19 protein-coding genes are annotated in these 18,489 nt (G+C 71.7%); 9 read left to right on the forward strand and 10 right to left on the reverse strand.

The window, feature by feature from the left end; genetic code table 11:
* Positions 1–147: 147 nt before the first annotated feature.
* The 6 genes from bluB to NDW01_RS24915 all read left to right on the forward strand — a co-directional run bounded on the left by bluB (position 148) and on the right by NDW01_RS24915 (position 4,454).
* The gene (bluB, locus tag NDW01_RS24890; protein WP_252824129.1) at positions 148–768 is read left to right on the forward strand and encodes a 5,6-dimethylbenzimidazole synthase; all 621 of its coding nucleotides are present in this window, start codon (positions 148–150) and stop codon (positions 766–768) included.
* A 185-nt stretch (positions 769–953) separates the two neighbouring features.
* Positions 954–1,520, forward strand: a complete 567-nt coding sequence (crcB, locus tag NDW01_RS24895; RefSeq protein WP_252824132.1) for a fluoride efflux transporter CrcB — start codon at positions 954–956, stop codon at positions 1,518–1,520.
* Positions 1,517–1,870, forward strand: a complete 354-nt coding sequence (locus tag NDW01_RS24900; protein ID WP_252824135.1) for a DUF190 domain-containing protein — start codon at positions 1,517–1,519, stop codon at positions 1,868–1,870. The genes crcB (NDW01_RS24895) and NDW01_RS24900 overlap by 4 nt, the downstream gene beginning before the upstream one ends.
* Positions 1,867–2,229 (forward strand): fluoride efflux transporter CrcB, encoded by a 363-nt coding sequence (gene crcB / locus NDW01_RS24905; protein ID WP_252824138.1) that lies wholly within the window; start codon positions 1,867–1,869, stop codon positions 2,227–2,229. The genes NDW01_RS24900 and crcB (NDW01_RS24905) overlap by 4 nt, the downstream gene beginning before the upstream one ends.
* Positions 2,230–2,327: 98 nt before the next feature.
* Positions 2,328–3,944, forward strand: a complete 1,617-nt coding sequence (locus NDW01_RS24910; protein WP_252824140.1) for a peptide chain release factor 3 — start codon at positions 2,328–2,330, stop codon at positions 3,942–3,944.
* 117 nt (positions 3,945–4,061) lie between these two features.
* Positions 4,062–4,454 (forward strand): MerR family transcriptional regulator, encoded by a 393-nt coding sequence (locus tag NDW01_RS24915; protein ID WP_252824142.1) that lies wholly within the window; start codon positions 4,062–4,064, stop codon positions 4,452–4,454.
* Positions 4,455–4,471: 17 nt separating this feature from the next.
* On the opposite strand, the gene NDW01_RS24920 is transcribed toward NDW01_RS24915, so the two are convergent.
* On the reverse strand, positions 4,472–4,702 hold the full coding sequence (locus tag NDW01_RS24920; RefSeq protein ID WP_252784447.1) for a hypothetical protein: 231 nt from the start codon (positions 4,700–4,702) through the stop codon (positions 4,472–4,474).
* A gap of 439 nt (positions 4,703–5,141) precedes the next feature.
* Here NDW01_RS24920 and NDW01_RS24925 point away from each other — a divergent pair, with 439 nt between their 5' ends.
* Positions 5,142–5,624 carry a pyridoxamine 5'-phosphate oxidase family protein gene (locus NDW01_RS24925; RefSeq protein WP_252824144.1) on the forward strand — a complete coding sequence of 161 codons (483 nt, stop codon included), beginning with the start codon at positions 5,142–5,144 and terminating at the stop codon, positions 5,622–5,624.
* A gap of 125 nt (positions 5,625–5,749) precedes the next feature.
* On the opposite strand, the gene NDW01_RS24930 is transcribed toward NDW01_RS24925, so the two are convergent.
* The 5 genes from NDW01_RS24930 to NDW01_RS24950 form a co-directional block, all read right to left on the reverse strand.
* Complete coding sequence (locus NDW01_RS24930) at positions 5,750–6,310, reverse strand: DoxX family membrane protein (RefSeq protein WP_252824156.1); 561 nt, start codon at positions 6,308–6,310, stop codon at positions 5,750–5,752.
* Positions 6,311–6,440: 130 nt separating this feature from the next.
* Positions 6,441–6,893, reverse strand: a complete 453-nt coding sequence (locus NDW01_RS24935) for a universal stress protein (protein WP_252824158.1) — start codon at positions 6,891–6,893, stop codon at positions 6,441–6,443.
* A 2-nt stretch (positions 6,894–6,895) separates the two neighbouring features.
* Positions 6,896–7,573: a response regulator gene (locus NDW01_RS24940; RefSeq protein WP_252824160.1), complete on the reverse strand. Its 678-nt coding sequence runs from the start codon at positions 7,571–7,573 to the stop codon at positions 6,896–6,898.
* Positions 7,574–7,632: 59 nt separating this feature from the next.
* Positions 7,633–8,865 carry an acetyl-CoA hydrolase/transferase family protein gene (locus NDW01_RS24945; RefSeq protein WP_252824162.1) on the reverse strand — a complete coding sequence of 411 codons (1,233 nt, stop codon included), beginning with the start codon at positions 8,863–8,865 and terminating at the stop codon, positions 7,633–7,635.
* 182 nt (positions 8,866–9,047) lie between these two features.
* Positions 9,048–10,274, reverse strand: coding sequence for a PP2C family protein-serine/threonine phosphatase (locus tag NDW01_RS24950; RefSeq protein ID WP_252824164.1), 1,227 nt, complete (start codon positions 10,272–10,274; stop codon positions 9,048–9,050).
* 175 nt (positions 10,275–10,449) lie between these two features.
* Here NDW01_RS24950 and NDW01_RS24955 point away from each other — a divergent pair, with 175 nt between their 5' ends.
* Positions 10,450–11,007, forward strand: coding sequence for a hemerythrin domain-containing protein (locus NDW01_RS24955; RefSeq protein ID WP_252824166.1), 558 nt, complete (start codon positions 10,450–10,452; stop codon positions 11,005–11,007).
* A 114-nt stretch (positions 11,008–11,121) separates the two neighbouring features.
* Here the strand turns inward: NDW01_RS24955 and NDW01_RS24960 are convergent, their stop codons facing one another.
* Positions 11,122–13,554 carry an endonuclease/exonuclease/phosphatase family protein gene (locus NDW01_RS24960; RefSeq protein WP_252824168.1) on the reverse strand — a complete coding sequence of 811 codons (2,433 nt, stop codon included), beginning with the start codon at positions 13,552–13,554 and terminating at the stop codon, positions 11,122–11,124.
* Positions 13,555–13,863: 309 nt separating this feature from the next.
* Between NDW01_RS24960 and NDW01_RS24965 the strand changes: the two genes are divergently transcribed.
* Positions 13,864–15,006: a zinc ribbon domain-containing protein gene (locus NDW01_RS24965; RefSeq protein ID WP_252824171.1), complete on the forward strand. Its 1,143-nt coding sequence runs from the start codon at positions 13,864–13,866 to the stop codon at positions 15,004–15,006.
* Positions 15,007–15,105: 99 nt separating this feature from the next.
* On the opposite strand, the gene NDW01_RS24970 is transcribed toward NDW01_RS24965, so the two are convergent.
* From NDW01_RS24970 to NDW01_RS24980, 3 genes are all read right to left on the reverse strand, one after another.
* Entirely contained in the window at positions 15,106–16,074 is a 969-nt protein-coding gene (locus NDW01_RS24970; RefSeq protein ID WP_252824173.1) for a hypothetical protein, read from the reverse strand.
* Positions 16,075–16,312: 238 nt separating this feature from the next.
* Positions 16,313–18,049 (reverse strand): hypothetical protein, encoded by a 1,737-nt coding sequence (locus tag NDW01_RS24975; protein WP_252824175.1) that lies wholly within the window; start codon positions 18,047–18,049, stop codon positions 16,313–16,315.
* Positions 18,050–18,282: 233 nt separating this feature from the next.
* A complete protein-coding gene (locus NDW01_RS24980; protein WP_252824177.1) occupies positions 18,283–18,471 on the reverse strand; it encodes a hypothetical protein in 189 nt (62 codons plus the stop codon).
* Between the last annotated feature and the right edge of the window lie 18 nt (positions 18,472–18,489).

The raw sequence follows: 18,489 nt of genomic DNA on the forward strand, positions 1-18,489 counted from the left end.
GATCGTCTGCAAGCCGCACGCCGCCCGCTCCGGCATGCCCCACGGGCGTGCACCGTGAGCCGCTCGACACTGGAAGATCGTGATCTCCGTCGATCCCGGACCGGGTCGACGTCCGGACGAGTCCTCGTACGCAGCGGGAGCATGCCCTTGAACGCCGATATCTACGACCTGATCCATCGCCGCCGCGACGTACGCGCCGAGTTCACCGGCGCGCCCATACCCGAAGAGGTCCTGCACCGCGTCCTGACCGCGGCGCACGCCGCGCCCAGCGTCGGGCTGTCCCAGCCCTGGGACTTCATCCTCGTGCGGGACCCGGCCGTCCGGCGCGCCTTCCACGACCACGTTCAGCACGAACGTGCCGAGTTCGCGGCCACGCTCAAGGGCGCCGACGCCGACCGCTTCGCCCGGATCAAGATCGACGGTGTGCTGGAGAGCAGCCTGTCGGTCGTGGTCACCTACGATCCCGAACGAGGCGGCCCGGCGGTGCTGGGGAGGCACGCCATCGCCGACGCGGGACTGTACTCGGTCTGCCTGGCCATCCAGAACCTGTGGCTGGCCGCCACCGCCGAGAAACTGGGCGTCGGCTGGGTGTCCTTCTACCGGGAGCCGTACCTACGCCGGCTGCTCGGCGTCCCGGCCGGAATCCGTCCGGTCGCCTGGCTGTGCCTGGGCCCGGTCACGCACCTGGAGACCGTGCCGGACCTCGAACGGCACGGCTGGCGCCGCCGGCGCCCCCTGGAGACCGTGCTCCACCACGACCACTGGTGACCGTGCTCGATCTCCGCGATGGCCCCCGACAGGGCTGCGCCCGTACGGGGGACCATCGCGTCTCGGGACATAGGGCAGAATGGAAGACGGCAGAGGTGATGGGGCTCACCTGAACCGCGGTGCGGCCGCTGACGGTCCCTGGCTCGAGGTCAGGGAGGTGGCATGCAGCCGAACGAGAGGATGCCGTGACTTCCCCGTCCCCCGACGGCCCGGTCGGCCACCCCCTCGAGGAGCCCGCCGGCCTGCCCACCGACCCCGATGTCGACCTTCGCGGCGAGGGCGCCCATCCCGAACGCGACGTCTTCGCGCCCAGGCGATCGCCGCGCCGCGACCGGCAGTGGAGCGTCCTGGCGGTGATCTCGCTCGGCGGCGCGCTCGGCACCGTCACGCGCTACCTCATCTCCGCGGCGATGCCGGTCAAGCCCGGTCACTTCCCCTGGGCCACGTTCTCGATCAACCTCACCGGCTGCTTCGCCCTCGGGCTGCTCATGGTGCTCGTCCTCGACGTGTGGCCGCCGAACCGGTACGTCCGTCCCTTCCTCGGCGTCGGTTTCCTCGGCGGTTACACCACTTTCTCGACCTTCGCCGTAGAGATCAGGAATCTGGCGGGACACGGCGCGTGGACGCTCGCCGACGCGTACGCGGTCAATAGCCTGGTGGGCGGTCTGGTCGCGGTCTGGTGCGGGATGGCGCTGGCCCGCCTGATCGCCGGGCTGCCCGTACGCCGGAACCGAGGGAGTGAGCGGGCATGAGACTCCACGGCACCGCCTGCCGCGTGACGATCCTCATCGGCGAGACCGACCAGTACCACCACAAGCCGCTCTACGCCGAGATCGTGCACCGCGCCCGCGAGCGCGGGCTGGCCGGCGCGAGCGTGTTCCGCGGCATCGAGGGATTCGGTGCCTCGTCCCGGATCCACACCAGCCGGATCCTGTCCCTGAGCGACGATCTGCCGCTGGCCATCGTGATCGTCGACGCCGAAGACAAGATCGTCGACTTCCTCCTCGAACTCGACGAGCTCATCGACGAGGGCCTGGTCACCCTCGAGCCGGTCGAGGTCTACCGCTATGTCGGCCGCGACAAGGGAGAGGAGGAGCGGTGACCGTCCTGTTGGTGCTGCTCGGCGGTGCCCTCGGAGCGCCCAGCCGTTACCTGATCGACCGGTTCGTCCAGCAGCGCGGCAACGGCGTCCTCCCCTGGGGCACCCTCACCGTCAACCTCATCGGCTGCCTGATCCTCGGCCTGCTCACCGGCGCCGCCCACGACCTGCCGAAGCCGGTCGTCGCCCTGGCCGGCACCGGGTTCTGCGGCGCCCTGACCACCTTCAGCACCTTCGGCTTCGAGACCGCCCGTCTCCTGGAGGAGGGCTCGCTCCTGGAGGCCGGCCTCAACGCCTTCGGGAGCTTGGCCCTGGGGCTGCTGGCCGCCACCCTCGGTTATCTCCTCGGCACCGCCGTCTAGTCCGGCGGTCGTCCGGGACGGTCCACCCTCAATCGACCCTAACGTTAGGGTAGGCGCCCGGTGGGAGAAGACGGGCACGTACGGGAGGGAACGCCAGGGTGACAGCGGTCGAGCAGGAGACCGAACGGGTCACGGACGTCGTGGAGCAGGCCGGCCGGCGCCGTACCTTCGCGGTGATCAGTCACCCGGACGCGGGCAAGTCCACGCTGACCGAGGCCCTGGCGCTGCACGCGGCGGCCATCGAGCAGGCCGGCGCGGTCCACGGCAAGGCCGGACGGCGCGGAGTCGCCTCCGACTGGATGGAGATGGAACGCGACCGCGGCATCTCGATCACCTCCTCGGTGCTGCGGTTCGAGTTCGGCGACACGCTCCTGAACCTCCTGGACACCCCCGGCCACGCCGACTTCTCCGAGGACACCTACCGGGTGCTGGCCGCCGTCGACGCGGCGATCATGCTGCTGGACTCCGCCAAGGGCCTGGAGGCACAGACCCTCAAGCTGTTCGACGTGTGCCGCCATCGGGGCATCCCGGTCATCACGTTCGTCAACAAGTGGGACCGGCCCGGCCGCGAGCCCCTTGAACTGCTGGACGAGGTCGAGCAGCGCATCGGCCTGCAGCCGGCTCCGCTGAACTGGCCGGTCGGTGTCGCCGGTGACTTCCGCGGCCTGATCGACCGCGCCGGCGGGACGTACACCCGCTACCGCCGTACGCCGGGCGGGGCCAGGCGGGCGATCGAGGAGACCGTGCCGGCCGGGCGGGCGGCGGCCGAGGAGGGCGACGCCTGGCACACCGCGCAGGAGGAGCTCGCCCTCGTCGCGGAGATCGGCGCCGACCTGGACCTGGAGGCGTACCGGGCGGGGATCTGCACCCCGGTGCTGTTCGGCGCCGCGCTGCCCAACTTCGGCGTACGGAACCTGCTGGAGGCGATCCGCGCGCTCGCCCCCGCGCCGACGCCCCGGACCGGCGCCGACGGGCGGGAACGCCCGGTCGACGGGCCCTTCTCCGGACAGGTCTTCAAGGTCCAGGCGGGGATGGACCGGGCGCACCGCGACCGGCTGGCCTTCATCCGCGTCTGCTCCGGCCGGTTCGAGCGCGGCATGACCCTGATCCACGAGCCGACGGGCCGGCCACTGGCCACGAAGTACGCCCAGACGGTGTTCGGCCGGGACCGCTCCACCGTGGACGTCGCCTATCCCGGTGACGTGATCGGCCTGTCGAACGCCGCCGGCCTGACCGTCGGCGACACGCTCTACGTCAAGACCCCCATCGTCTTCCCGCCGATCCCGGCGTTCGCGCCCGAGCACTTCATGGTCGCCCGGGCCAGGGACAACGGCCGCGCCAAGCAGTTCCGCCGCGGCATCGACCAGCTCGGCTCCGAGGGCGCGGTCCAGGTGCTGCGCAGCGACGTGCGCGGCGACCAGGCCCCGGTGCTGGCCGCCGTCGGCCCGCTGCAGTTCGAGGTCGTCGCGCATCGCATGGAGCAGGAGTTCGGCGCGCCGATCGAGCTGAGCCGCCTGGAGTACACCACCGCCCGGGTCACCGACCAGGCGTCGGTGGAGGCCCTCGCCGGCCGGCGGGGCGTCGAGGTCCTCACCCGGGTCCTGGACGGCTCCCTCCTCGCCGTCTTCAGCGACAAGTGGCGCCTGCGCACCATCGAACGCGAGCACCCCGACATCACGCTCACCCCGCTGCTCGCGGCCGGAATCGGCGACTGAGGCACCGGCCCGGCGGCCCCCGCGGCCGGGCCGGCCGTAGATCGCGCCGGACGACGGGAAGTGGCAAGCTTGAGCGATTACGGCAGGCGACGCGGGTGATGACGCTGGAGGACGTGGATGGGCGCAACGCACATGCAGATCGGTGAGGTCGCCGACCGCACCGGGCTGAGCCTGCGCACCATCCGGCATTACGAGGAGGTCGGCCTGGCCCCGCCCTCCGCGCGCTCCCAGGGCGGATTCCGTCTCTACACTGAGGCGGACGTCACCCGGCTCATGGTCATCAAGCGGATGAAGCCGCTCGACTTCACGCTCGAGCAGATGCGGGACCTGCTCGGCGTCCTGGACGAACTCCGGACCGACCCGTGCGCCGAGCGCCGGTCCGAACTGACCGGACGACTGACCGGCTACCGCGACATGGTCCTACTGCGCTGCGAGGAGATCCGCACCCGCCTCGCCGACGCCGAACGCTTCTCCACCGAACTCACCGACGCGCTGAAATCCGCGTCCTGAGCCGGCGGCCCACCGCCTCATGCGGACGGGGCGGCCGGCAGCTTCTCGGTGATCCAGATCCAGCTTCCGTTCGGCTCGTTGAGCCGGCGCTGGACCTGCTCGACCTCCCCGAGCGGAACCTCCAGCACCGTCCGCCAGTCCCCGGCGGCGCGCTCCTCCAGGCGGACATGATGAAGGTCGGCGCACAGTCGTAGCGCCTGGACGGTCCGCAGATCCCCGTCGTTCGTTCGGACGCGGTAGGTGGGCACGATGATCCTCCGTGATGGGGCGATGGGCGGCAGGCGGCGGCCCCGCACGGCGTGCCGGGCGCAGAGAGGGAGGATGTCCGGCCGGCCGCGATGAGCGGACGCGATGACCAGGACGGGGCGACCGCTCCCGACCCGGTGACCGGGCAGGGTGACCGCTCTCGACCGGGCTTCACCCTACCGTCACGTAAAGGTAGTGTTGCGGCGGGGGTTCCCCCTGGCGGAGCGGGTCTGCTACTTCGCTGCGTGCGGCCCGCTTCGCCCCCGTCCCCCGCCGCACCTCCCATCGATGCCGTCCGGCGGTTCCCCGTGGAACTTCGGGGCACGTCCCGCCCACGCGGCCGGGCCCCGGCGGGGCGGGTTCGGCGGCGGGGATCGGGGAACGTCCCGGGTGGTACGGCTCCGGCTGAGCTCAATGGGACTGATCGATGTGGGTGATCGCATGACGGGTGAGGCGGCCGGCTCGGCCGAGGCGAGGACTGCGGGCCAGGGGCAGGACAGCGGAGCGCCCCCGCCGGTCTTTCTGGACGAGGGCGAGTGCCTGCGGTTGATCTCGTCGGGCGGTGTCGGGCGGCTGGCCTACGTCGGCCGGTACGGTCCGACGATCCTCCCGGTCAACTACAAGCTGCACGAGGGCACGATCGTCTTCCGGACCGCCCAGGACAGCCCGACCGATGAGGACCTTCGCACCGGGATCTCGAACGCCGAGTACCAGGTCGCGTTCGAGATCGATGAGCTGGACCCGGCGGCGCGTGCGGGGTGGAGCGTTCTGATCCAGGGTTCGCTGCACCACGTGGAGTCCGAGGAGGAGCGCGCGTCGGTGCGTGAGGCGGGCGTCGAGCCGTGGGCGGGCGGTGTCCGGGAGCTCTACCTGCGGATCCGGCCGAGCCGCATCACCGGCCGCCGTGTCGGCCAGGCCGGCTGAACGGCCGGCCGGAGGGCTCCAGCGCACCGTTCGTCGTCTCACGTCGTTCCGGAGTCCGCGCCGCGGACGAACGAGGAGAGAGCGCGGGCCTTCGCCACGCGCTCTTCCCTCGGGGACCGTCACCGTCACTTGAGGATGGGAAGGCGGCGGACCAGGCGCGTCCCCGCCCACCAGCGGCCCAGGCCGATGGTGTCGCCGGCGCCGACCAGGGCCAGGCCGATCACCAGGAGGGCGTAGATGAGGTGGTCGTCCATGAACACGTTGTTCTGCGGCGGAAGGACGACGCTCCACATCATGACCAGCATGACCGCGCCCGCCGCGGCCGCGATCCGCATCCCGATGCCCAGCATCAGCGCGGCCCCGATCCCGGCGAGGCCCAGCATGAACAGCCAGTCGGCCCAGGACACACCCGCGATGCTCTGGTAGAAGCCCTTGAACGGGCCGGCCGCCGAGAACTTCAGGAACCCCAGGGTCGGGTGGCCGCCGTGGATCCAGGCCTGCTTGGCCGTGGTCTCGTGCCCCAGCCCGAACAGCTTGTCGAGGAAGGCCCAGACGAACACGAAGCCCAGCGAGATGCGGGCCAGGGCCCACACGTAGCGGGCGGCCGGCCGCTCGGTCACCGGCTCGGCGTGGAACGGACGGGCGTGCGGGCGGTGGGTCGCGGAGCGGCGGTCGGTGACGGCCATCGTCTTCACCTCATTCAGGCGGTGCCGGAGCTGTTCCGGCTGCCTTTACTCAACCGCGGACCACCCGGCCCGCCGCAGAGGCCAAAGCCGCGCCACCGGCGGGACCTTCGTCCCCGCCTCCGCAGGTACTTCAGGCGCTTCCGTGCTCCGGGGCATCGCCGTGGATCACGACCACGGGGCAGTGCGCGTGATGCACGCACTGCTGGCTGACCGAGCCGAGCAGCAGCCCGGCGAACCCGCCGTGCCCGCGATTGCCGACGACCAGGAGCTCGGCGTCACGGGAGGCGTTCACGAGCACCTCGGCCGGGTTGCCCTCCACCACCGTGGATCGGATCGGGACGGAGGGCTGGTCCCCGGCGACGGCCCGCACCGCCTCGGTCAGCTCCTTGGCCGCGTCGCCTTCCCAGTCCACGTCCGCCGGCGGCACCCACCCGTACGCCGTGGGGAGCTGCCAGCTCGCGATCGCCTCCACGCTCCCACCGGTCACGCGGGCCTGGCGGATCGCCCACTCCAAGGCCCGCTTCGACGGCTCAGAACCGTCCACGCCGACCACGATGCGTCCGTTACCTGCTTCATTCGTCATGATCAGATGCTATTTCGAGCGCCTCCCGGCCGGTCATCGGGGCCGTCCGTACGGAGGCGGGTGATGAAGGCCGCCGCCTGTGTGCGGCGGTTCATGCCGAGCTTGGTGAAGATCCCGGAAACGTAGTTCTTGACGGTCTTCTCCGCCAGGAACAGGCGCTCGCCGATCTGGCGGTTGGTCAGGCCGTCGCCGATGAGGTCGAGGATCCTGCGCTCCTGCTCGGTGAGGTCCGCGAGCGGGTCCTGGCGGGCAGGGCGGCGCAGGCGTTCCAGCATCTTCGCGGTGCTGCTCGGGTCGAGAAGCGACTGGCCGGACGCCACCGTGCGGACCGCGCCCACCAGATCCGAGCCGTGGATCTGCTTGAGCACGTATCCCGAGGCGCCGGCCATGACGGCGTCGAACAGCGCCTCCTCGTCGGAGAAGGAGGTGAGCATCAGGCAGGCCAGCTCCGGCATGCGCGAGCGCAGCTCCCGGCACACCGTCACGCCGTCACCGTCGGGGAGCCGCACGTCCAGCACCGCGACGTCCGGCTGGAGGGCCGGCACCCGGGCCAGGGCACGCTCGGCGGTGTCGGCCTCACCCACGACGGTGATGTCGTCCTCGGACTCCAGCAGGGCGGCGACACCCCGCCGCACGACCTCATGGTCATCGAGGAGGAAGACCTTGATGGGGGTGGTCATGCCCACGACCGTACCGCCGTCGGCCCGCCATGCCGGTCCAACGACGCGTCCGCCCTCGGTCAGCGCAGCGGGAAGCCGAGGTCCCGGCCCGCCTCGCGCAGTTCCTCGCGGGCGTCGGGGTGCGCCACCCGGTCGACGATCTGCTGCGCCTGGGACACCGCGTCACGGCCCCAGATCGCGGCGGTGCCCTGCTCGCTGACGATGAAGCTGTGCTGGAAGGAGGTGACCGGTCCGGACAGCCTCGGGATCACGGTCGAGACGTCCGCCTTCGGATGCCAGGACGGCAGCGCGATGATCGCGTGGCCGCCGGGAGAGTGCATCGCGCCGACCACGAAGTCGGTCTGCCCGCCGAAGCCCGAGTAGATCACCCCGTGCACCCGCGCCGCGTTGGCCTGCGCGAACAGATCGACCTGCAGGGCCGAGTTGACCGAGACCAGCCGCGGCTGCCGGGCGATCAGGCCGGGTTCGTTGGTCTTCTCCGTGCGCAGCATCCGTACCCGCTGGTTGCGGTCGAGCCAGTCGTACAGCTCCTGCGACCCGAACGCGAAGGACGCGGTGATCGGGTGCGCCGACGACAGCGCTCCGGCCTTCTCCAGGCCGAGCACTCCGTCGCTGAACATCTCCGACCAGATGCCCAGTCCGCGCCGGGTTCGCAGCGACTCCAGCACCGCGTCCGGCACCGCCCCGATGCCCAGTTGCAGCGTCGCCTCCTCCGGCACCAGCGCCGCGACCCGTTCGCCGATCACCCGTGCCAGCGGACCCCGTTCGCGCCGTACGGGCACCGCCAGCGCGCGGTCGGCCTCGATCGCGTAGTCGATCTCACCGACCGGCAGGGCCGCGTCGCCGTACGTGTACGGCATCTGCGGGTTGACCTGGGCGACGACCAGCCCGCCACGCGCCCGCGCGGCCTCGATCGCCGCCGGCAGCACGTTCACCTCGATGCCCAGGGACAAGGTCCCGTCTATCGGTGGGGAGGTCTGCACGATCACGACGTCGGGCACCAGCACCTCGTTCAGCAGGTGCGGCACCAGCGACAGCCGGCACGGGAAGTACCGCAGACCGGCGCGCCCGCGCTGTCCCGGCCCGACGAACGGGGTCTCCAGCACGACCCCCTCCCGATCCGGCAGGCCCGCCTGGCCGTTGAGCACGAACAACCGGTACTCCGCGACCGCCGCATCCAGCACCGCCAGCGCCTGCCAGGGGGTGGCGAAGTTCCCGCCGGCCACCACGCGCGGCCGGTGCGGCAGTCCCGCCAGCACCGCCGCCAGCCGCGACTCCGAGACCACCCGCATCAGTCACTCCTCACGCTCGCCCGGACGGCCCGCTCCGCGGGCGCGCGCCCGGCTCGGTGCCGATCGCTCCAGCAGACACGGCCGGTCGCCCGATGCGCCACGGTCGAAGGTCCCTGCCTCTTCCGCGGGCGGCCCTCCGAGCGCGGGCGGCCCTCCGAGCGCCGGCGACCCGCCGCGGCGCCTCAGGCGGAAGCGCGCCGCACCGCGAGGAGCGCGACGTCGTCCTGCATCTGCTCGCGGCCGACGAGCGCCGCCATGACCGCCGCGCAGACCGCTTCGGGGCGGTCGGGACGCACGGCGTCGCACAGTCTGCGGATGCCATCGTCGATGGAGGCGTGGCGGCGTTCGACGAGCCCGTCGGTGTAGAAGCACATCAGGGCGCCCGGTGGAATCTCGATCGTGGACGTGTGGCGCTTCACCGTGACGTCGGCGCCGATCACCAGGCCGGAGGGGATCTGCGGTTCGAGGGACACGGTCGGCTCCCCCGGCCGGGCGAGGACCGGGGGCAGGTGGCCGGCCGAGGACACCCTGGCGCGTTCCAGACCCGGATCGCAGATCGCGTACTGGACGGTCGCCATGGCCCCCGGCTCGAAGTGCTGCATCTTGCGGTCGAGTTTGTGCAGGACCTCCGCCGGGTCGTCGGTCTCGAGGGCGTAGGAGCGCAGCGCGCTGCGCATGCGGCCCATGATGACCGCCGCCTGCAGACCGTGCCCGGCGACGTCTCCCATCACGATGCCCAGCTCCCCGGAGGGCAGACTGAACACGTCGTACCAGTCGCCGCCCACGCTCGCCCGCCCCGGGCTGTACCGCGCGGCCATCTCGACGCCGTCCAGCTCCGGCAGCGCGGCCGGGACCAGGCTCCGCTGGAGTTCGCGGGCGGCCGTCTGCTCGGTCTCCGACAACAGCGAACGCGCCGCCAGGGCGACGCGGTCGGCCGCCATCCTCAGGAACTCGACCTCCTCGCCGGTGAACCGGTGGGCCCGGGTGGTCCCCACGTGCAGGACGCCCAGCAGCACGCCGCCGCTCACCAGCGGAACGCCGAGCAGCGAGTGCAGTCCCTTGTCCATGAGGAGCGGGTTGACGATGTCCGCCGTACGGACGTCGCTGATGATCACCGGCTCCCGTCGTGCGGCGACGCTCCCGGCGAAGCCTTTGCCGACCGGCACTCTGACGGCCTGGTAGACCTCCTCCTCGATGCCCTTGGCGGCGGTCGCGACGAGTTGCCGGCCGGAGTGGTCGAGCAGCAGGACGACCGCGGTGTCGGCCTCGAGGATCTCTCTCACCCGGTCCAGCAGCTCGTCCAGCACGTCGTCGACGCCCATGTGCGCGAGCGCCGCGTCGGTGATCGCCCGGATGCGGGCGAGCTTGACCTCGGCGGTGTTCGGCGGAGCGTCGGGGCGGGGGACCATGCCCGCCAGAGTAATGCGGGTTGCGACCTGCTTCCCCGAGTGCCCGCTCGCCGAGCGGGCCTCCTCCGGCGCGCCGCCCGCGCCGGCGGATTCGCCGTGCGCCGGGTTTGGCCGCCCCTGGCCGGGGCACGGCCCGCAAGGAGGCCGTCGCGGAAGCGACTTTCGAGGTGCCGGAATGAGCCCATCGGACGATCTGTGCAGCGTCCTGACCGAGGACCACCACGAACTCCGGCAGCTCCTGTGTGAGCTGGATCATCTCACCGCGCCCGAACCGCTGTGGCGTTCGCTGGTCGACCTGCTGATCGCCGAGATGATCCGGCACTCGGTCGCCGAGGAGGCCTATCTGTATCCGGTGGTCCGCGACCGCCTGCCCGAGGGGCCGCGGTTGCTCGATCCGTTCATGGACGAGCACGAGACCATCGAGGCGCTGGTGAGGCGGCTGGAAAGGCACGATCTTCCGAGCGCGGAGCTCACCCGCGTCCTGGCGGAGCTGAGAAGGAACATCTGCGCCCACATGCGGTCCGAAGAGCAGAAGCTGTTCCCGCCGCTCACCGAGCACCTCGGCGCGGACGAGCTCGCCGCCCTCGGCCGGAAGGCGGCCGAGGTGAAGGCGAAGGCATCGGTCCGGCAGCGCTCCTCCGACCCTCTGTCGCTCACCACGCTCATCGACACCGGAACGGGGCTGGTCGAACGGGTCTACGCCTACGTACGCGGCCGCATGTACCCCATCTGATCCGCTTCCCCGGCGGCGGTGAGGGGGTCGTGGAACACGGCACGGCCGTGACCCGCGCGGAGGCGTGGGTCACGGCCGTGAACGGCGATCCGGCTCAGGCCGGGCGAGCGCCGGTCAGCCCTTCGGCCGGAGCCGGACGACCTGCGGGTCGTGGTCGCTGGTCTGGCCGGCGAACTCGGCGTTGATGTGAACGACGTCGTAGTCGGCGCCGCCGCTCACCCGCGGGCTGGTCAGGATGTGGTCCAGCACCTGTGAGTTGCCGTCGTAGACGTAGCTGTACCGCTCTGGAAGCGGCAGGTCGCCGATCAGGTCCTCCAGCACGCCACCGGCGGTGAGCGTCTGCAGGGCCGGGGAGAACTGGTAGTCGTTGAAGTCGCCGACGACCACCACGTTCGCCTTGCGGTCCGTCTTCAGCAGGTCCTCGACGAACCCGTGGACGACCGCCGCCTGCTGCCTCCGCTGGACCTCCGACGACCGGGTGGGCGGCTGGAACCGGCTGTGCAGGCTCTGGTCTCCGCCCTTGGAGTTGAAGTGGTCGGCGACCACGATCACCCGGTGCCCGTGGAACTCGAACATGCCGGCCAGCGGCTTGCGGCTGTCGGTCCAGGCCGCGTTCCCCGGGTCGACGCGCCCGGGCGACACCGACAGCCCGGCCTCGCCGTGGTCGCCGACGACCTGGACCGCGGTGGTCGAGTCGCCGCCGGGACGGTCGATGAAGGACACCCGGCCGGCGTTGAACAGGAACGCCACCCGGATGTTGCCGCCCGGCTGGCCGCCGTCGGCGTCGTTGACCGGGTCGATCTCCCGCCACTGGTACCGGGGGCCGCCCGCCGCGACGATCGCGTCGACGAACTTCCCGAGCGTGACGTCCGCCGCGACCGTGCCGTCGTCGACCGCGCCGCTGTTGTCCTGGATCTCCTCCAGGGCGACGACGTCGGGCGTCGCCAGGTTGTGCACCACACCCTTGGCCAGCCGGTCGAACTTGGACTGCGCGTCGCTCGGCGCGAGGTTCTCCACGTTGTACGTCGCGACCGCGAGCTCCTTGTTCTCCTGCTTGCGCGTCACCTCGGGGGTGAGACCGCCGTCGTGCAGGGCGCCCAGGGTCGTGGCCTGCAGCTCGTATCCGCCGTAGCCGACGTAGTCCAGCGGGCCCTCGGTCGTGCCGGTCAGCGCGTCACCGACGTTCGCCTGCGGGAAGGGGTGCTCCGCGTCGGGGAGCAGCGAGGTGACCTCCAGCCGCCCGCTGTTCGGGTCGTCGTAGGAGGAGTAGAGGACTCCGCCGTGGGCGCTGCGGTGGTCCGCCGGTCGCGTGGTGACCCAGAGTTCGTCGTACTCGTTGGCCGGCGCGATCACCGGCGCGTCGTCGACCCGTACGCGCATGCCCTCCAGCGACTCGAACAGGTCGAGCGCGTACGTGGACGGCTGAAGCGCGAGCGGCTCGATGCTGCCCCCGCCCGCGTCCGGCGTGTACGCCGCGGGGACGGTGTCCGGGCCGAGGGCGAACGCGGCCGGGAGCGGGTTCCCGGAGGAGAGCACCGTCCACTTCGGCTTGCTCAGCTCGGTGACCGACTGGTTGCCGCCGGCGGCCCCGCCGGGGTAGTACTCGGAGATCGTGCCGGAGACCAGCACCGAGTCGCCCGGCTTCACCGCCGGCGTGCCGGAGCCGGTGAAGACGAAGAGACCCTCGCTCGTACGGGGGTCGTCGTCCGGCTGCGGGTCCTGGAACCAGAACCCGCGCGACGAGCCGGTCGCCCGGACTCCGGTGACGGTCCCCGGGACGTTCGTGACAGGCTTCCCGTTGTCCGGGGAGATCCGCGTCGTGCCCTGGATGTCGTGGATCCGCACGCTGCCCGGCGTCGGCGTATCGGTCGGGGTGGGCGTCGGCGTCGGCGACGGGTCGCCGGACCCTCCGCCGCTGTTCGCGGGCGTCGGCGCCGCCGTGGCGAAGTCGGTCCCGTTGTCGTCGGTGTCCGCGAGGCCGGCCCCGCGGTTCACCGAGGTCGTGTTGCTCGGCGCCGGGGCGGAGGTGCCCTCGCGCACCACGGCGCCGCCGAACCCGACGAGGTCGCGCACGCGCGAGTCGGCCGCGCAGTCCGCGGCGGTCAGGCAGGTCAGCGCGTCGGAGCCGGTGACCAGGGCGACGGTGCCCGCCGTCGCGGACATGCTGATCGAGCCCGTGGCGTCCGGCGTGGGCAGTGCGACCGTGCCGCCGCTGCCCTTCGCCTCGGCGACCAGGTAACGCCCGCCGGCGGGGATGCTGCCGGTCAGCCTGGTCACCTGCCACTTCGAGGTCGGGCCGGGCGAGGCCGACAGGTACTGCACGCTCCACCCGTCCACGGACACCGGCTGGGAGCCGCGGTCGGCCAGTTCGACGAAATCCTGCGTGAGGGTGGCGCCGGAGTTGCCGCCGCCCCCGTACACCTCGGCGATCAGCGCGTCGGACGAGGGGGCGGCGCCGGCGACCCGGGGGACGACCAGGGCGCCGAGTGCCAGCGTGGCGGCCACTGCGCCGAGCGCGCCCGCATGGCGAAGAGGGACAGAAGACACCGTGGTCCTCTCGGAAGAGAAAGATCGGACGCGAGGCATCCTCGTGGGGGTCAATTAAGACAGGCAGGCGACTTGGTCACGTCTGGATTGCGTAATGATGTGCGCTTTGCCTACCTCGGTCGATACGGGGCCGGTGCCGGGCCGTCACGGAGACCGTCTTGGGACGCTCCGAGGCTGCTCCCTCACCCGCCGCGTCTCCGCCTGCGGTCCTCCTCTCCCTGGGCCCGAGGCCGACCTCTCACCGCGGGGCGGCACAATGTTCCGTCGGAGTTCCGTCTGAGCACGTCGGTCGAGGAGAAGGGATCGCACATGGACTGCCCCGCGTGCGGGAGCGAGGTGCCCCCAGGCCGGTCCGCCTGCCCGCGGTGCGGCACGCTGCTCCCGTCGGCGGGAGAGCACCCCGGCCCGGGCCCGCACTCCCCCATGGGAATGCCGGGCGACTCACCGACCGCACCGCCCAACCCGCGGACCGAGCCCCTCCCGTCGATCTGGGAGCCGAGCGAGGATCGCCCCTGGACCGCACCGCCGGACCCCCGGCCGGCCGCCGGCGCGGACGACGGCCCGCCCGATCCCGGCAACGCCACGCAGATCCTGGGCCCTCCGGTCGGCGGGCCGATGGCGGCCGACCCGCCTCCGGCCGGCCGGCACCCAGGTCCTCCGGTGGGAGGTCCGCCGCCGTCCCAGCCCTCCCCCGCCCCCTGGAACGCTCCGGAGACCGCCCCGGCGCCGTACCTCGGTCCGCCCGTCGGACAGCCCTTCGGCGGCCCTGCGTACGGCGCCGCGCCGCCCGGCTACCACCCGAACGGCTGGGACCAGGGCGCTCCCCCGGCCGCCGGGCAGCCCGGGGAGCCGCCGGGCACCGGCGGTAAGAGGAACAACCGGAAGATTCTGCTGGTCGGCGGGATCGCCGCGGCGGTCGTGGTCGTCGGCGGCCTCGCCTACGCCCTGACGCAGGGTTCCTCGGGGAGCGGGGGCGGGACGCCCACCTCACAGAAGACGACGGCCGACACCGCCGCGCAGCAGGCCTCCGCCGTGGACCAGGTCCTCAAGACCGGGCAGACGGCACGCGGGCACCTGCCCGCCCGCCTGCGGACGTGCGACGACGTCTCCGCGGGCGTCGCCGGATTCCAGCGGGTCGTACGGGACCGGCAGCAGGAACTGTCCCGGACGAAGGCACTCCACGTCGACCGGCTGCCGAACGGCTCCCGTCTCCGTCAGGCGATGATCATGGCCTATCAGGACTCACTGGAGGCCGACCAGGCGTACCTCGCGTGGGCGAAGAAGGTCCGGGCACGCGGGTGCGGCGGCAAGGTCGCCCCGCTGACGGCGCCCTACCAGGACGCCATCACCGCCAACGACAAGGCCGGTCCCGCCAAGCGCAGGGTGGTCGCCCTGTGGAAGCCCATCGCCTCCGCGCACGGCCTGCCCACCTACGTGTGGAACCGCCTCTGACCGATCCCGCACCGACGTGCGGAGTCCCGGGCATCGGGAGCCTCGTGATGCCCGGGACCCATGATCACGGTGATGGACGACGACCGGCGGCTCGCCGACCTATCGGTCCAGGACCGCGATCCTGTGCTGCCGCGACGGCAGGAGCGCCATGCGGAAGGCGGCCGTGCCGAGGTTGATCGGCGTTCCGCAGGTGAACGTCGGGTTGACGGTGCACGCGGACTGCAGAACCTGGTTGTTGGTGCCGCGGACGGTGACGTGCACGTTATTGCCCATCGTCGTCACGGTGACGCAGTTCGGGACGAATCCCGGGAACGCGTTGGTGAACACCGAAGTGAAGTTCTGGAAGGTACCGGGCGTGGGCGTCGGCGTCAGCGTGACCTGCTGAATGAAGACCTGCCCGTTCTGGGTCAGTGCGACGAACTTCGTGTTGCCCTGAACCGTCGAGTCGATGCAGGCCGTCTGGCCCGAAGGTCCGGTCGGGCCCGTCGGACCCGTGGGACCGGTCGGGCCCGTGGCGCCGGTCAGGCCGCCAGGTCCGGTCGGACCCGTCGGACCCGTCGGACCCGTCGGACCGGTGTTGCCGCGACGGCCCCTCGGGCCGGTCGGACCCGTCGGACCCGTCGGACCCGTGGGACCGGTCGGGCCCGTGGCGCCGGTCAGGCCGCCAGGTCCGGTCGGACCCGTGGGGCCGGTGGCGCCACGGCGGCCCATGCGGCCCTCGCGACCCTTCCTGCCGCGGATTCCTCGCGGTCCCTCGGGGCCTTGCGGGCCTTCCGCGCCCTCGATGCCGGGCAGCGCGTGGCCGCCGCCCTTGACGATCGCCTTGGCTCCCCCGTTCCCGAGCGCCGGGACTCCGGGGATGCCGTCGCCGTCGCCGCCGCCGCCGAGGTTCTCCCAGCAGCTGATGTCGTTTTCTTCGCAGAAGTCGTAAGCCGGGAGATCCACCGACCGCAGAGAGGACGCCCCGGGCATGATGCGCTGGGCGTCGGCCGACCCCGGCAGTGCCATCGCGACGCCGAGGCCGCTGACCACCGCGGCGGTCGCCAGAGGTACGACACGCGACCGCATCTTGCCGCGAGCCGCCCTTCGTTTTCCGTAACCAGTCAATTTGGACACCTATAACAAGTCGAGAAGGCTGGATTTCGGATTGACCGAAGATTGCGCGATGTGAATACCCCGCAGCTCGCCGCCCGACGCGCGCATCGGTTAATGATCGAGCAAGGCTCATTCCCGCGGAAAAGGCGACCGTCACCTTTGGCCCAGGACCGTACGATTCACGGCTTAGGGGACGCGTACCACTTGTTCGTCACCGGCGCCGCCAGGCGACCCAGCTCCCAGAATCGGACCAATGAGCCGAGATAGGAACGAAATCCAGGGGAGCGGCGGGCCACGTTCCCCTCGGTGGCTGCTGAGGGTCCCAGGGCACGATGACCAGCGTCAGTCCCCGGGGCAGCGTCCGGGAGTCGAAGCGGTCGATCGGCTGCAGATGGCTTTGCACCAGAAATGCCTGAGAGACCCAAATCTGCCAGCGCATATCCCGGTAGTCGATTCCGACGCGGTCCTCAGGGCGGAGGCCGGCGTCGGACAGGCTGCTCGCCTTGAAGAGGGCGTCCGCCCAGTAGCGGGCGTCCCGCCCGACGACCGCGGCGACCACGGCCAGGTTCACGGCGGTGACGAGGGCGGCCAGAACCGGTCCGGCCCTACGGCCCTTGGCGAGGACGAGGCCCGGGAGGAGCACCAGGACGGCCGCCGTGACCCACCAGAGCCGCAGGCGGTCCCAACTCCACGTCAGCGCGCTCATCTCGGGGAAGTCCAGGGACAGGAAGAAGGAGCGGGTGAGGCGGACGCCCGCGTGCAGCCACACCACGAGGGCGCACACCGGCATCAGGACGGCCGCGGCCGCCACCGCCTTGGCCGCGGTCACCCGCGTGGCGCGTGCGACGCAGGCGGCCCCGGCCAGGAACAATGCGGGAGCGAGACAGGTCACGTACCGGCCGTAGGCGAAGTTCGCGACCGTGCCCTCATCCGGTGTCGCGGCCGAGGTCGCCAGCGCGATCCCGGCCAGGGTCGCGAGGGTCAGACCCGCCGTCGCCCGCGTCGGGAGCGGCGTGCTCCGGCCGAGCACGGCCCGTGCGGCGGCCACCAGGCCGACCCCGGCCAGCCCCCAGGTCGAGACGGTGAGGTACCAGATCTTCCCCACGGCCAGGCCGAGCGTCCAGCCCCATCCATTCCACGTGGTCAGCCGGTCGACCACCAGCGGCCCCAGCGCCATGGGACCGCCGGGGTAGATCTCCGCGCGGACCCAGGAGTTCAGCGCCCACCCGGCCACCACGCCGACGGCCAGCACCGCGGCGGACGCCGCGAGGTCGCGCCCGGGGAGCCGGCGGCGCACCAGCAGGACCACCAGGAGCCCCCCGTGCACGAGGACGACGATCAGGCCGCGGACGTGCGCGCTGCAGCAGTAGGCGGCCAGGGCGCTCGCGGCGATCCCCCATCCCGGCCCCCGCCGGGCGACCCAGGAGTGGACGCACAGCAGCCAGGTGAGCACCACCAGCGGGAGCACCGCGTCGCTCATCGCGTACTGCCCGTAGTAGACCACCGACGGCAGGGACGCCGTCACCATCGCCAACGGGAAGGCCCGCCGTCGTGACAGGCCGAGCCGTCGTAGCGCCACGTGGGCGGGCACCAGCAGCGACGCGCCGAGCACGGCGTTGATGACCAGGACGATCCGGTAAACGGTCACCGGATCGCCGCTGAGCCAGAACGCCGGGCAGATGAGCAGCGAATAACCGGCTTGATAGAGAACGCGCCCGGACAGGTCGCTCGACGCGCCACCGGCCAGCAGCCGTGCCGCCAGCAGATACCCCGACTCGTCCGGAATCAGAATTGGAAATCCATGGAAAGCGGCCAGAATGATCCGGACCGCCACCTGCGCCAGCCAGCCGCCGCACAGCGCGACCGGCCACCAGCGAATTCGGCGTCCGGCCCGGCTCGCCGGTGAACGCACGGATTCCTGCGGTCTCGTCCTCCCGAGCAAGCTCATGCCGTCTCCCCCGAAGAACCGGCCCGTCGCATATTCCGCACCCGGCCGGCGAGCCTGCGCCAACAGATCACCGACAGAACGTTAAGCGAGCGGCGTCCCGCTCCCGGCGAGGAGACGAGAAAAAGCGCTTCCGCACCACGCAAAGAACCATCGCGTGCAGGACGACGAAAACCGGCCGCCCCCACGAGGGAACGGCCGGTGCGCGACGGACGAACGGCGGCAGCGCGCGGTCGTCACGGGGTGGCTCTGTCGACGGCCTCCCGTGCGCCGAGCCTCTCGATGCGCCGCCGCGCGCGCTCGATGTTCTCCGGGGTGGGGTCCCGGCCCTCGGCCATCGCCAGGTCCTCCGGATCGATCGGCGTCTCGGAGCCCGTACGGAGATTGGGCCGACGGGGCTCGGGTTCCTCGGTGTGCTCGGACATCGTCGTCTCCTCTCAACC

The sequence above is a fragment of the Actinoallomurus soli genome, assembly GCF_024055715.1.
GTDB classification, from domain to species: Bacteria; Actinomycetota; Actinomycetes; order Streptosporangiales; family Streptosporangiaceae; genus Actinoallomurus; species Actinoallomurus soli.